Raw genomic sequence first — 13,135 nt, forward strand, 5'->3', positions numbered from 1 at the left:
GGCCGGCCGGCGACGCCCTCGAGCCGGTGCACGAGTCGCTGGACCACCTGCACCGGCTGCTGGCCGGCATCGAGCGCGACCGCGCCACCGCCCACGGCGAGCTGCGCGAGCAGATGGGCACCGTGGGGCAGACCAGCGCGCTGCTGCGCCAGGAGACCGCGGCCCTGGTCACCGCGCTGCGCACCCCGCACGTGCGGGGCCGCTGGGGCGAGGTGCAGCTGCGCCGGGTCGTGGAGGTGGCGGGGCTGCTCGAGCACTGCGACTTCGTCGAGCAGCCCTCCTCCACCAACGACGAGGGCGCCGGAGTCCGGCCCGACCTCGTGGTCACCCTGGCCGACGGCCGCCAGGTCGTCGTCGACGCGAAGGTCCCCTTCGCCGGCTACATCGAGGCCGTGCAGGCCACCGACGAGGCCGTCCGCGTCCAGCGCGTCGCCACGCACGCCCGGCAGCTGCGCGCGCACGTCGACGCGCTGGCCGCCCGCCGCTACCCCACCGCGTTCCGGCCCGCCGCGCCGTTCACCGTGCTCTTCGTCCCCTCCGACGGCTTCCTCACCACCGCGCTCGAGGCCGAGCCGGCGCTGCTGGAGTACGGCTTCGGCCGCGACGTCGTCATCGCCACCCCGAGCACGCTGCTGGCGCTGCTGCGCACCGTGGCCCACTCGTGGCGGCAGGAGCGGCTGGCCCGCGACGCCGACCAGGTCATCGAGGTCGGCCGCCGGCTGCACGCCCGCCTGACCACGCTCTCGGGGCACCTGACCCGGCTGGGCGCCGCCCTGGGCACCACGCTCACCCGCTACAACGAGACGGTGGGCTCCTACGAGCGCTCCGTCCTCGCCGCCGCGCGGCGCTTCGACGAGCTCGGCGTCGGCGAGGCGGCGGTGCCGTCCCCGCCGGAGGTCGAGGCGGTGGTGCGGCAGCTGCGGCCCGCCGCCGACGACGCGCCCGACGCCCTCGGCACCGTCACCGACGACACCGCCGCCTACGACACCGCCGCCCACCACACCACCGCCTACGACACCGCCGCGGACGACGTCCCGCTGCGCTGGCGGCTCACCGACGGCGGCTGAGCGGACCGGCTGACCGACCGGGCGGGCCCGTCCCGGCGGTCGCGCTGGACACCTCCGTCACACCCACCCCGCGACCCACCGAGAGTTGCCAAACCGACACGGCGACGTGTCGAGGGTCCACACGGGAAGGTGCCCCGCCGCAGGGCCCGCCGTCGCTACGGTGTGCACCGGGACCGGCCCGGCACGGGACGGCCGGACGGGACGGGGAGGTGGCCATGGCCTCGGCGAGCGCAGCCGACACCTGGCGCGACAGCGGGGTCCGCGGGCAGCGCCCCCTCGCCGGCGCGCCGGCTCCGCGCCCGGACCCGCCGCGGCACGACGCGACGCCCGCCCGGGCCTCGCGCATGTCGCTGCCGCCGGTGCCCCCGCCGCACCCCCGCGGCCGCCCGGGCGGCTCCGGCCACGGGGCGGGCATGGGCCACGGTCGCCCGGTCCCCGACTCCCGTCCCCCGGCGATCCGCCCGGGGCAGCGCACCCCCCAGCCGGGCCTGCCGCCGGTCGCCGGCCGCGACGGCACGCAGGCCCCACCGCGGCACAGCCGGCCGGTCGAGCGCGTGCCGGCCCGTGACGCCGGCCGGGAGGCGGTCCCCGGCCGCGGGTCGCGCGGCTCGTCCCGCCGCACCCCGCCCGACAGCCGCCGCGACAGCGGGCTGCGCGGCGTCCTCGCCGTCCTCGGGATCTTCGTCATCACCCTCGCCGGCGGCGCCGTCGACTCCTTCCTCGCCGTCGGTCTCGGCACGCTCACGCTGGTCACCCTGGTCGCGGCCACCGCCGTCGGCACCCTGCTGGTGCGCCCCCGCGACCTGCTCACCGTCGTCTGCTGCCCGCCGCTGGTCTTCGTCGCCGTCGCCGCGGTCAACATCGGCCTGGCGCCCTCGGCGAGCTTCAACCTCCCGACGCTGGCGACGATCCTGATCCGCGGCTTCCCCACCATGGCCGTGGCCACCGGTGTCGCCGTGGTGCTGGCCGTCGTGCGCTGGGCCGCCAGGCGCTGAGCCCGCGGCGCGAGACGAGAAGGGCCCCCACCCGGCCGGGGGGGGGCCCGTCTCGCGTCTGCGGCCCGCCGCACAGCGGGCGGGGCGGGCGGACTCGCCGCGCTCGGGCCGCAGCTCGCGCGGCAGCGCGAAGACCAGCCGCTCCTCGGCGGCCTTGACCGTCTCGACGTCGGGGTAGCCGCGCTCGGCCAGCCAGTCGAGGACCTCGCCCACCAGCACCTCGGGCACCGACGCGCCGCTGGTGACGCCGACGGTGGACACGCCCTCGAGCCAGGCGGGGTCGATCTCGGCGGCGTAGTCGACCAGGTGCGCGTCGCGGGCGCCGGCCTCCAGCGCGACCTCGACCAGCCGCACGGAGTTCGACGAGTTGGTGGAGCCGACGACGACGACCAGGTCGCACGCGGGCGCCATCTGCTTGACCGCCTGCTGCCGGTTCTGCGTGGCGTAGCAGATGTCGTCGCTCGGCGGGGACTGCAGCCCGGGGAAGCGGGTCCGCAGCTGGTCGACCGTGCTGAGCGTCTCGTCGACCGACAGCGTCGTCTGCGAGAGCCACACGACCTTCTCGGGGTCGCGGACCTGCACGTTCGCGACGTCGTCGGGTCCGTCGACGAGCTGGATGTGCGACGGCGCCTCACCGGAGGTGCCCTCGACCTCCTCGTGGCCGCGGTGGCCGATCAGCAGGATGTCGTAGTCGTCGCGGGCGAACCGCCTGGCCTCCTGGTGCACCTTGGTCACCAGCGGGCAGGTGGCGTCGATGGTGCGCAGCTGCCGGGCGGCGGCCTCCTCGTGGACGGCGGGGGAGACGCCGTGGGCGCTGAAGACGACGACCGAGCCCTCGGGCACCTCGTCGGTCTCGTCGACGAACACCGCGCCGCGCCGCTCGAGGGTGGCCACCACGTGCTTGTTGTGGACGATCTGCTTGCGGACGTACACCGGGGCGCCGTGGATCTCCAGCGCCCGCTCGACGGCCACCACCGCCCGGTCGACACCGGCGCAGTAGCCCCGGGGATCGGCCAGCAGGACCCGTCCGCGCTGATCAGCCATGACCCCATGGTAGAGACAGGACCTCCCTGCCCCCCGCCGCTCGCAGGCTCGCGGCGGGCCCCTGCAGGGAGGCCGCCCCGGAACGTCACCAACGTCACACCGGTGCGGCCCGCCCGACCGGGTGGCCCCGGCCGGGGCCGTGGTGCCGACCCGGAGACCCTGCGGCAGGCTGGGCGCATGTCCCGTGAGATCCCCGAGCCGGTCCGCGCCACCGTCGGACTGGCGGCCACCGTCCTCGACGACGTCCGCAGCCTCCCCCGGACGCTGCCGGGTCTGCCGGTGCGCATCGTCGGCATCGCGCTGCAGGCGGCGATGAAGCTGCAGCAGCAGTGGTCGGGACTGGTGGCCCGCGGCGACGAGGTGCTCACCGGGATCCGCGGCGAGCGCGAGCCGGGCATGGCCACCTTCGACGACGACGAGGACGAGCAGCCGGCGGGCACCGGGCTGGTGGCCCAGCCGATCGACGTGCTCCGCGACTCCGCGTTCGACCGCGCGCCCGACGTCGACACGACCGGCATCTCCGACGAGGAGGTCGCCACCCTCCCCGGCGACCCCGCCGCGGACGCCGTCGTGGCCGCCGTCGAGGACACCGCCGCGGCGCTGCGCGAGCCCGACACCGTCACCGAGCTCACCGAGGTCGACGTCATGGAGGTCGACGTCGACACCGACGCGGCCGGCCTGGTCGACGACGAGCTCGCCGGCCTGCCGCCGGAGCCGTCCCCCGCCGCGGTGGTCGCCGCCGTCGAGGACGTCACCGACCAGGTCCTGGGCGCCGAGGAGGCCGAGGCCGCGCTCGACGCCGCCGACTCCGCGCTCACCGCCGAGGACGCGCTGGAGAGCGCGCTGCTCGAGGCCGAGGGCACCGACGCGACCCCCGCGGCCGGCGCACCCGAGGACACCCCGGCCGCCAGCGACCCGGGCGGCTCCCCGGTCGGTGAGCTCGCCGGCGCCCCCGACGTGGGCAGCGACGACACGACCACGCCCGACGCCGCCGACTCCGGCACCCCCGACACCGACATCGGCCTCGCCGACGCCGAGGTCGACGTGGTCGGCCCCGACGGCGAGGTCACCACGGTCGAGGGCACGGTCACCGACGAGGGCGTCGTCGCCCCTGAGGGCGCCCGGGACACCGGCCAGGACACCGCGACGCAGGACACCGCGACGCAGGACACCGTGACCGACGAGAGCGGCACCCCGGTCGCCGCCGCCACCGGCGTGCGCACCGACGTCGGGGAGACCGACACCGCCGAGGAGGACGCCGCGCGCGCCGAGGGCGCAGCCGTCGACGCCGTCGGCGGGGAGTCCGCCGCGCCCACCGACGACCCCGAGGGCGGCAGCGACGTCTCCGGGTCGCAGGCGGCCGGGACGGCGCCGATCGAGGGCTACGACTCCTTCACCATCGCCCAGCTGCGCGGACGGCTGCGGGGCTACCAGCTGGCCACCGTCCAGGACCTGCTCGCCTACGAGGAGGCCACCCGCAACCGCGCGCAGTTCGTCACGATGCTGCGCAACCGGCTGGAGAAGCTCGAGCAGCAGGCGGTCGACGCCAGCCCGCTGCAGCCGCGCGGCTGACGACGGACCACCTGCCCCGGCGCGGCCCGGGACCCCCACCGGGGTCCCGGGCCGTCGTCGTCACCGGCGCCTGGCACAGTCGCGGGCATGACCGCCCCCTCCTCCCCCGAGGCGCCCTGGCCGGTGCGCACGGTGGCCCGCAAGGTCGCCGAGTGGATCGGCCGGCTCGGTGAGGTGTGGGTCGAGGGGCAGGTCGCCCAGCTCAGCCGGCGCAGTGGCGCCGCGACGGTCTTCCTGACCCTGCGCGACCCGGCCGCCGACCTGTCGGTGCCGGTCACCTGCGCCCGCGACGTCGCCGACCGGCCGGGCCTGGAGCTCACCGAGGGCGCCCGGGTCATCGTGCGGGCGAGGCCCGACTACTACATCGCCCGCGGCTCGTTCTCCCTGCGCGCGACCGAGATCCGCGCCGTCGGCCTGGGCGAGCTGCTGGCCCGCATCGAGCGGATCCGCCGGCTGCTGGCCGCCGAGGGCCTGTTCGACGCCGCCCGCAAGCGCCCGCTGCCCTTCGCCCCCGCCGTCGTCGGCCTGGTCACCGGCAAGGACTCCGCCGCCGAGCGCGACGTGCTGGTCACCGCCCGGCGGCGCTGGCCGGCGGTGCGCTTCGCCGTCCACCACAGCCTGGTGCAGGGCGTCAACGCCGCGGCGTCGGTCATCGACGGGCTGCAGCGGCTCGACCGCGACCCGGAGGTCGAGGTGATCGTCCTGGCCCGCGGCGGCGGGTCGGTGGAGGATCTACTGCCGTTCTCCGACGAGGGGCTGGTCCGCGCCATCGCCGCCTGCCGCACCCCGGTGGTCACCGCCGTCGGCCACGAGACCGACACCACGCTGGTCGACCACGTCGCCGACGTGCGCGCCGCCACCCCCACCGACGCCGCGCACCGCGTGGTACCCGAGATCGGCGAGCAGCGCCGGCTGGTCGACGGGCTGCGCGCCCGCGCCCGGCACCTGCTCACCGTCCGGGTCGAGCAGTCCGAGCGGTGGCTGGAGAGCGTCCGCAGCCGGCCGGTGCTGGCCGACCCCGAGCGGCTGCTGCACGGCCGGGCCGACGACGTCGCGGCGCTCCGCGACCGGGCCCGCCGCACCCTCACCCACCGGGTCGAGACCGCCGAGCGCGACCTCGAGCACGCCCGGGCCCGCGTCGCCGCCCTCTCGCCGCAGGCCACGCTGCAGCGCGGCTACGCGCTGGTGCAGCGGGCCGACGGCGCGCTGGTCCGCGAGCCGGGCGAGGTGGCCGACGACGAGCGGCTGTCGGTGCGGGTCGCGGGCGGGCGGCTGCCGGTGCGGGTCGACAGGCAGGATGGGCACCCGTGAGCGAGCAGCCGAGCGACCAGCCGAGCGAGCAGCCGGCCGAGCAGCCGACGCAGACCTACGAGCAGGCCCGCGAGGAGCTGGCCGACGTGGTGCGCCGGCTGGAGGCCGGGGGGCTGACGCTGGAGGAGTCGCTGGCGCTGTGGGAGCGCGGCGAGCAGCTGGCCGAGCTGTGCCGGCACTGGCTCGACCGCGCCCGCGAGCGGCTGGCCGCGGCCACCCCGGCCGAGCGGCAGGACTGAGCGCTCAGCGCACCACGACGGGCGCGAGGGAGCCGGCCACCGTCTCCAGCTCCCCGTCGTCGGCCGAGCCGGTGACCATCGTGGTGACGCCGCCGTCCTCGACGGTGAGCACCGTCTCGCCGCGGTCGCTGGTCAGCCGGGTCCACGTGCGGTCGCCGAGCTGCACGGTGCCGTCCTCCTCGGCGCCGTCGAGCACCGCGGTCAGCCGCTCGGCGCGCGGGTCGTCGGTGGTCAGGAAGCCCGCGTACTCCTCCGACGGCGTCACGTAGCCCACCTCCAGCGTGACGGGCGCGCCGTCGACGGCCTCCCCGGCGTCGGTCCGGGCGCTCGTCGGCCGGTAGCCGTCGGGCAGCCCGGTCGGCACCGCCACGGGGTAGGACGCCCGGGTGGCGGCCAGCTGCACGGTGCTGGAGGGGTTGATCGCCCGGACCGGGTCCACGTCGCCCTGCCGGAAGGCGATCCAGCCGACCACGAGCAGGCAGGCGACCACCAGCGGCAGCAGCGACCGGACCATGTTCGCCGCGCTCATCCGGTTGGCCCGCTCGACCGCCGACGGCGCCGGCGGCGGCTGCTCCGGCGCGAGCTGGTCCTGGGTGGGCTGCTGCTGGGCAGGCGGCTCCTCGGGGGCCTGCCGGCCCGACGGCCCGGTCGTGGTCATACCCCTAGGATCGCAGCACCGATCCGAAAACCCCGTCGCTCCACATCCCGACGCACCCGCCCGCCCGACCGGCACCGGGAACGGGGTGGCCGGAACGGTGGGCACCGGCGACGCTGCCGACGTTGGAGGTCCCGTGATCCTTCCCGTGCCCGACGGCCCCGTGCCCCCGGCCCCCCGCGTGAGCACCTTCCGCACCGACCGCCCCGCGCCCGACCGCAACCTCGCCCTCGAGCTCGTGCGGGTCACCGAGGCCGCCGCGATGGCCGCCGGCCGCTGGGTGGGTCGCGGGGACAAGAACGGCGGCGACGGCGCGGCGGTCGACGCGATGCGCGCCCTCATCGGCACCGTGACGATGCGCGGCGTCGTCGTCATCGGCGAGGGCGAGAAGGACGAGGCGCCGATGCTCTACAACGGCGAGCAGGTCGGCGACGGCTACGGCCCCGAGTGCGACGTCGCCGTCGACCCCATCGACGGCACCACGCTGATGGCCAAGGGCATGCCCAACGCCATCGCCGTCATGGCCGTGGCCGACCGGGGCGCCATGTACGACCCCTCCGCCGTCTTCTACATGGAGAAGATCGCCACCGGGCCGGCCGCCGCCGACGTCGTCGACATCACCGCGCCGGTCGCGGAGAACGTCCGCCGGGTCGCCAAGGCCAAGCACAGCTCGGTCGCCGACGTCACCGTCTGCATCCTCGACCGGCCGCGCCACGAGCAGCTCGTGCACGAGGTCCGCGAGGCCGGCGCCCGGATCAAGTTCATCTCCGACGGCGACGTCGCCGGCGCGATCGCCGCGGCCCGCGAGGGCACCGGCGTCGACCTGCTCATGGGCATCGGCGGCACGCCGGAGGGGATCATCGCCGCCTGCGCGCTCAAGTGCATGGGCGGTGCGCTGCAGGGCCGGCTGTGGCCCAAGGACGACGAGGAGCGGCAGAAGGCGCTCGACGCCGGCCACGACCTCGACCGGGTGCTGGAGATCGACGACCTGGTGCGCGGCGACGTCTTCTTCGTGGCCACCGGCATCACCGACGGCGAGCTGCTGCGCGGCGTGCAGTACCGGTCCGGGGGCTGCACCACGCAGTCGCTGGTGATGCGCTCGCGCTCGGGCACCATCCGCTCGATCGACAGCCTGCACTCGCTGGAGAAGCTGCGCGCCTACTCCGCGGTGCCCTTCGACCGCTCCCACGAGGACGACTGAGCGGTCCGCCGCAGGTCAGCCCAGCCGCGCCTCGCAGGTGCCCTGCTCCTCGTAGGGCAGCCGTCCCGCGCACGTGCCGGCGTAGTCCTCGTAGGGCGAGCCGATGGGGGTCTCCAGCCACAGCCGGTCGCAGGCCGCCCAGTCACCGGCGAAGCAGGCCTCGGCCAGCGGCTGGTAGGTGGCGTCGTCGCCCAGCCCGGTGGGCGGGGTGGGGTCGGCCGGCGTCGTCGTGCCCAGCCGCTCCTGGCAGGCGTTGGTCTGGTACGGCACGCGGCCGGCGCAGGTGCCGGCGTACTGCTCGTACTGCGAGCCCGAGGGCGTCAGCCGCCACAGCTCGTCGCAGGCGGCGAAGTCCCCGTCGAAGCAGGCCTGGGCCAGCGGCTGGTAGGTGGCGTCGTCGCCCAGCCCGGTGGGCGGCACCGGCGCCGCCACGGACCCGCCCCCGGGGGTCGGCGGGGGTGGCGGGCTCGACGGCGACGGGGTCGGGGGCCGCGACGAGCTCGAGGTGGACGGGCTCGACGACGACGGGCTCGACGACGACGGCCCGGCGGAGGACGAGGAGGCGCTCGTCGTCCGGGGCGGGTCGGCGACGGGGGTGTCGCTGTCGCGGAGCAGGAAGAACAGCAGCACGCCCAGGCCGGCGACCACCAGGACGCCGACGACACCCAGCACGACCGCCAGGTTCCTCCGCTTCTGCGGCGGCGGCTGCTGGCCGTACTGCGGGCCTTGCTGCTGCGGGTACGGCCGGCCGTACGGCTGGTTCGGGTCGTGGCCCTGTCCGTACTGCTGTCCGTACGGCTGCCCGTACGGCTGGCCGTACTGCTGCGGGAACTGCTGGGTCGGGTCGTGGCCGTACTGCTGGCCGTACTGGGGGCCGTACTGCTGCGGGTACGGCTGCTGCCCGTACGGCTGCTCCGGGTCGGGCCGGCCGAGGGGCGCGGTCTGCTCGCGCGGCTCCCCGCCGTGCTCACCGGGCTGGAACTGCGTGGTGGGCGGAGCCGGCTGACCGAGCTGCCGCGTCGGTTCCTCGGGCTGCCCCCACCCCTGCTGCCCGGGCTGCCGGCCCGCAGGGTCCTCGCCGCCCTGCGGCGGGTACGGGGGCTGCGACATCGCGGGAACTCCTCGGTCCGGGTGCTGGCGGGGCCAGGCTAGGTCCGCAGGACCGGCGCCGACCAGCACCTCCGGGTCACGGGGCGGCCGCGACCCGGCTCCCTACTCGAGGTCGGTGCAGGACACGACCGCCCACGCCTTCACCCGGCCGCCGCAGGTGAGCGCGTACTCCTCGTAGTCCGACAGCGGTGGGGAGGCGGCGAAGAGGTCGTCGCAGGACTGCAGGTCGCCGTCGAAGCACTGCTGGGCGTAGCCGTCGAGCACCGGGTCGGGCCCGAGGTCACCCGGCGCCACCGGGGCGGACTGCTCGACCTCCTCCACGGTCCCGCTCACGTACGCACCGGCGCCGCGGGAGAGCGCGTCGGCCACCGACGTCCCCATGGCCTCGCCCGCCGCCCGGCCGGCGTCCTCCGCGACCCCGCGCAGCAGCACCACCGCGACGACGGCGGCGAGGACCAGGCCCACGACGAGCCCGGCGGCGACGACCGCGGCGCCGCCCAGACCGGCCCGGGCCGCGGGCGGGGGCACCGCGGGCGCTGCGGGCGGGACGGGAGGCCGCCCGGCAGCGGGGTCCCAGGTCCCCCAGGGCGTCCAGCCCCCGACGGGGACCGTGCCGGGTGCGGGGTGCTGCGGGTGGGTCACGGAGCCTCCTGGGACCGGGGTGTCCGGCGCACGGTAGGAGCCCGGCCGGCGCGGGCCGGGGTGCCGCTCCGGGCCCGCGCGCGGCAGGGGGCGCGGGGGTCCTCCTAAGGTCACGGCTGCAGCACAGAACCCACCGACACCACACGGGAGCCAGCGTGGCCACCGAGCAGGACCACCGCATCGAACGAGACTCCATGGGGGAGGTCCGTGTGCCCGCGTGGGCGAAGTGGCGGGCCCAGACGCAGCGCGCCGTCGAGAACTTCCCCATCTCCGGCACGCCCGTCGAGCGCGAGCTCATCGCCGCCCTGGCCGCCATCAAGGGCGCCGCGGCGCGGGTCAACGCCGACCTCGGGGTGCTCGACGGCGACGTCGCCGCCGCCATCGCCGACGCCGCCGCCGAGGTGGTCTCCGGCTCCTGGGACGACCACTTCCCCATCGACGTGTTCCAGACCGGCTCGGGCACGTCGAGCAACATGAACACCAACGAGGTCATCGCGACGCTGGCCACCGAGGCCAGTGGCACGTCGGTGCACCCCAACGACCACGTCAACGCGTCGCAGTCGTCCAACGACGTCTTCCCCTCGGCCATCCACGTGGCGGCCACCCGCGCGATCGTGCGCGACCTGGTCCCGGCGCTGCGGCACCTGGAGGCCTCGCTGTCGCGCAAGGCGCAGGAGTTCGCCGAGGTGGTCAAGAGCGGCCGCACCCACCTCATGGACGCCACCCCGGTCACCCTCGGCCAGGAGTTCGGCGGGTACGCCGCCACGATCCGCTACGGCGTCGAGCGGCTCGAGGCCTCGCTGCCGCGCATCGGTGAGCTGCCGCTGGGCGGCACCGCCGTCGGCACCGGGATCAACACCCCGCCCGGGTTCGCCGCGGCCATCATCGAGCGGCTCGGCGCGGAGCTGGAGCTGCCGCTGACCGAGGCCCGCGACCACTTCGAGGCGCAGAGCTCGCGCGACAGCCTGGTCGAGGCCTCCGGGCAGCTGAAGACGATCGCCGTCGGCCTGGTGAAGATCGCCAACGACCTGCGCTGGATGGGCTCGGGCCCGCGCACCGGCCTGGCCGAGATCAACCTCCCCGACCTGCAGCCGGGCAGCTCGATCATGCCGGGCAAGGTGAACCCGGTGATCCCCGAGGCGACCATCCAGGTGGCCGCGCAGGTCATCGGCAACGACGCCGCGGTCACCTTCGCCGGCACCACCGGCGTCTTCGAGCTCAACGTGACGCTGCCGCTGATGGCGCGCAACGTGCTCGAGTCGATCCGGCTGCTCGCCAACGTCAGCCGCGTCCTCGCCGACCGCTGCGTCGACGGGATCACCGCCAACGTCGAGCGCTGCCGCGAGTACGCCGAGTCCTCGCCGTCGATCGTCACGCCGCTGAACAGGTACATCGGCTACGAGGAGGCGGCGAAGGTCGCCAAGCAGTCGCTGGCCGAGCAGAAGACGATCCGCCAGGTCGTCCTCGAACGCGGTTACGTCGAGCAGGGCAAGCTCACCGAGGCCCAGCTCGACGAGGCCCTCGACGTCCTGTCGATGACCCACCCCTGACCCGCCGCCGGGTGGGCCGGGACCCCGGCCCACCCGGCGGGAGGACCGTCCGTGTCGTCGGACGGGCCCGACGCCAGTAGCGTCGGACCACCATGACCGAGACAGCCAGCGCCGCAGCCGACAGCGCCGCGGCCGACCGCGCCCCCGAGGTATCTCTCCGGCACCCGGGAGGTGAGCTCCCGCTGCGCGTGGTGCCCGCGACCGAGGGGTCCGACGGGCTCGACGTCTCCAAGCTGCTGGCCACCACGGGCCAGGTCGCCCTCGACATCGGCTTCGTCAACACCGCCTCGTGCACCTCGGCGATCACCTACATCGACGGCGACGCCGGCGTCCTGCGCTACCGCGGCTACCCGATCGACCAGCTCGCCGGGAAGGCGAGCTTCCTCGAGGTCACCTACCTGCTCATCTACGGCGAGCTGCCGACGGCCGACCAGCTGGCCGAGTTCGACAGCCGGCTGCGCCGGCACACCCTGCTGCACGAGGACCTCAAGCAGTTCTTCCGGGGCTTCCCGCGCGACGCGCACCCGATGCCGGTGCTGTCCTCGGCGGTCAGCGCCCTGTCGACCTTCTACCAGGACTCGCTGGACCCCTTCGACGCCGAGCACGTGGAGATCTCCACCATCCGGCTGCTGGCCAAGCTCCCGACGATCGCCGCCTACGCGTACAAGAAGTCCGTCGGCCAGCCGTTCCTCTACCCGGACAACTCCCTCGGCCTGGTCGAGAACTTCCTGCGGATGACCTTCGGCTTCCCCGCCGAGCCCTACGAGGTCGACCCCGAGCTGGCCGCCGCGCTCGACATGCTCTTCGTGCTGCACGCCGACCACGAGCAGAACTGCTCGACGTCGACCGTGCGGCTGGTCGGCTCCTCGCACGCCAACCTCTTCGCCTCGGTCTCGGCCGGCATCAACGCGCTGTTCGGCCCGCTGCACGGCGGGGCCAACCAGTCGGTGCTGGAGATGCTGGAGTCCATCCAGCGCGAGGGCGGGGACATCCCGGCGTTCGTCGAGCGGGTGAAGCGCAAGGAGCCCGGCGTCAAGCTGATGGGCTTCGGCCACCGGGTCTACAAGAACTACGACCCGCGCGCGGCGATCGTGAAGCAGACCGCCGACACCGTGCTCGACAAGCTCGGCGGGGACAACCAACTGCTCGACCTGGCCCGCCAGCTCGAGGAGATCGCGCTGTCCGACGACTACTTCATCGAGCGCAAGCTCTACCCGAACGTCGACTTCTACACCGGGCTGATCTACCGGGCGATGGGCTTCCCGACGCGGATGTTCACCGTGCTGTTCGCCCTCGGCCGGCTGCCCGGCTGGATCGCGCAGTGGCGGGAGATGATCGACGACCCGTCGACGAAGATCGGCCGGCCCCGGCAGGTGTACACCGGCGAGACCGAGCGGGCCTTCGTCCCGCTCGACGAGCGCTGACGACGGCGCCGGTGGGCGGCGAGCCGGCCGAGGACCTCCTGGTCCTGCCCCCGATCCCCCTGGCGACCGGCCGCCTGCTGCGTGACGACGACGACCGGGTGCGGGTGGTCACCGCCGTCGAGCTCGTGGTGTCCACCGCGGACGGGGGCGAGCACCGCATCGCCCTCGTCCCCCGGCACGGCGCCTGGTGGCCCCCCGACCGCTGACCTCCTCCGGGCACTTCCGCGGAAGTGCCCGGACCGGGCCGGCCCGACCCGGGCACATGCCCGGAACTGCACGTGCCGCGCCCGCGCCCCGGGTGGACTTGCGCGGACGCGGCCGTCGC

Annotated in this window: 12 protein-coding genes and 1 pseudogene; 9 read left to right on the forward strand and 4 right to left on the reverse strand. The window is 75.4% G+C overall.

What is annotated here, in order from left to right:
- Both ACI8AD_RS24120 and ACI8AD_RS24125 read left to right on the forward strand, forming a co-directional pair.
- Positions 1–1,067, forward strand: a 1,067-nt coding sequence (locus ACI8AD_RS24120) for a DNA recombination protein RmuC (RefSeq protein WP_456873066.1), incomplete at its 5' end; no start/stop codon positions are given.
- Between the two features lie 413 nt (positions 1,068–1,480).
- The gene (locus ACI8AD_RS24125) at positions 1,481–2,062 is read left to right on the forward strand and encodes a DUF6542 domain-containing protein (RefSeq protein WP_456873076.1); all 582 of its coding nucleotides are present in this window, start codon (positions 1,481–1,483) and stop codon (positions 2,060–2,062) included.
- Positions 2,063–2,173: 111 nt separating this feature from the next.
- On the opposite strand, the pseudogene ACI8AD_RS24130 reads toward ACI8AD_RS24125, so the two are convergent.
- A pseudogene (locus ACI8AD_RS24130) lies at positions 2,174–3,106 on the reverse strand (4-hydroxy-3-methylbut-2-enyl diphosphate reductase); the annotation flags it as partial.
- Between the two features lie 177 nt (positions 3,107–3,283).
- Between ACI8AD_RS24130 and ACI8AD_RS24135 the strand changes: the two are divergent.
- The 3 genes from ACI8AD_RS24135 (at position 3,284) to ACI8AD_RS24145 (ending at position 6,228) form a co-directional block, all read left to right on the forward strand.
- A complete protein-coding gene (locus tag ACI8AD_RS24135; protein ID WP_456873067.1) occupies positions 3,284–4,678 on the forward strand; it encodes a hypothetical protein in 1,395 nt (464 codons plus the stop codon).
- A gap of 87 nt (positions 4,679–4,765) precedes the next feature.
- Complete coding sequence (xseA, locus tag ACI8AD_RS24140) at positions 4,766–5,989, forward strand: exodeoxyribonuclease VII large subunit (RefSeq protein WP_089404518.1); 1,224 nt, start codon at positions 4,766–4,768, stop codon at positions 5,987–5,989.
- Positions 5,986–6,228 carry an exodeoxyribonuclease VII small subunit gene (locus ACI8AD_RS24145; protein ID WP_456873068.1) on the forward strand — a complete coding sequence of 81 codons (243 nt, stop codon included), beginning with the start codon at positions 5,986–5,988 and terminating at the stop codon, positions 6,226–6,228. Before xseA ends, ACI8AD_RS24145 begins: the two co-directional genes overlap by 4 nt.
- A 4-nt stretch (positions 6,229–6,232) precedes the next feature.
- Here the strand turns inward: ACI8AD_RS24145 and ACI8AD_RS24150 are convergent, their stop codons facing one another.
- Complete coding sequence (locus ACI8AD_RS24150) at positions 6,233–6,886, reverse strand: DUF4245 domain-containing protein (RefSeq protein ID WP_456873069.1); 654 nt, start codon at positions 6,884–6,886, stop codon at positions 6,233–6,235.
- A gap of 133 nt (positions 6,887–7,019) precedes the next feature.
- Here ACI8AD_RS24150 and glpX point away from each other — a divergent pair, with 133 nt between their 5' ends.
- Positions 7,020–8,084: a class II fructose-bisphosphatase gene (gene glpX, locus ACI8AD_RS24155; protein ID WP_456873070.1), complete on the forward strand. Its 1,065-nt coding sequence runs from the start codon at positions 7,020–7,022 to the stop codon at positions 8,082–8,084.
- A 15-nt stretch (positions 8,085–8,099) separates the two neighbouring features.
- On the opposite strand, the gene ACI8AD_RS24160 is transcribed toward glpX, so the two are convergent.
- Together ACI8AD_RS24160 and ACI8AD_RS24165 are read right to left on the reverse strand one after the other, a co-directional pair.
- Entirely contained in the window at positions 8,100–9,194 is a 1,095-nt protein-coding gene (locus tag ACI8AD_RS24160; RefSeq protein ID WP_456873071.1) for a hypothetical protein, read from the reverse strand.
- Positions 9,195–9,296: 102 nt separating this feature from the next.
- Complete coding sequence (locus ACI8AD_RS24165; RefSeq protein WP_456873072.1) at positions 9,297–9,836, reverse strand: hypothetical protein; 540 nt, start codon at positions 9,834–9,836, stop codon at positions 9,297–9,299.
- Between the two features lie 155 nt (positions 9,837–9,991).
- Between ACI8AD_RS24165 and ACI8AD_RS24170 the strand changes: the two genes are divergently transcribed.
- The 3 genes from ACI8AD_RS24170 to ACI8AD_RS24180 all read left to right on the forward strand — a co-directional run bounded on the left by ACI8AD_RS24170 (position 9,992) and on the right by ACI8AD_RS24180 (position 13,016).
- A complete protein-coding gene (locus ACI8AD_RS24170) occupies positions 9,992–11,386 on the forward strand; it encodes a class II fumarate hydratase (RefSeq protein WP_456873073.1) in 1,395 nt (464 codons plus the stop codon).
- 92 nt (positions 11,387–11,478) lie between these two features.
- Entirely contained in the window at positions 11,479–12,810 is a 1,332-nt protein-coding gene (locus tag ACI8AD_RS24175) for a citrate synthase (protein ID WP_456873074.1), read from the forward strand.
- Between the two features lie 11 nt (positions 12,811–12,821).
- Positions 12,822–13,016, forward strand: coding sequence for a hypothetical protein (locus tag ACI8AD_RS24180; RefSeq protein WP_456873075.1), 195 nt, complete (start codon positions 12,822–12,824; stop codon positions 13,014–13,016).
- Positions 13,017–13,135 lie beyond the last annotated feature (119 nt).

It is taken from the genome of Geodermatophilus sp. SYSU D00766 (assembly GCF_054049915.1).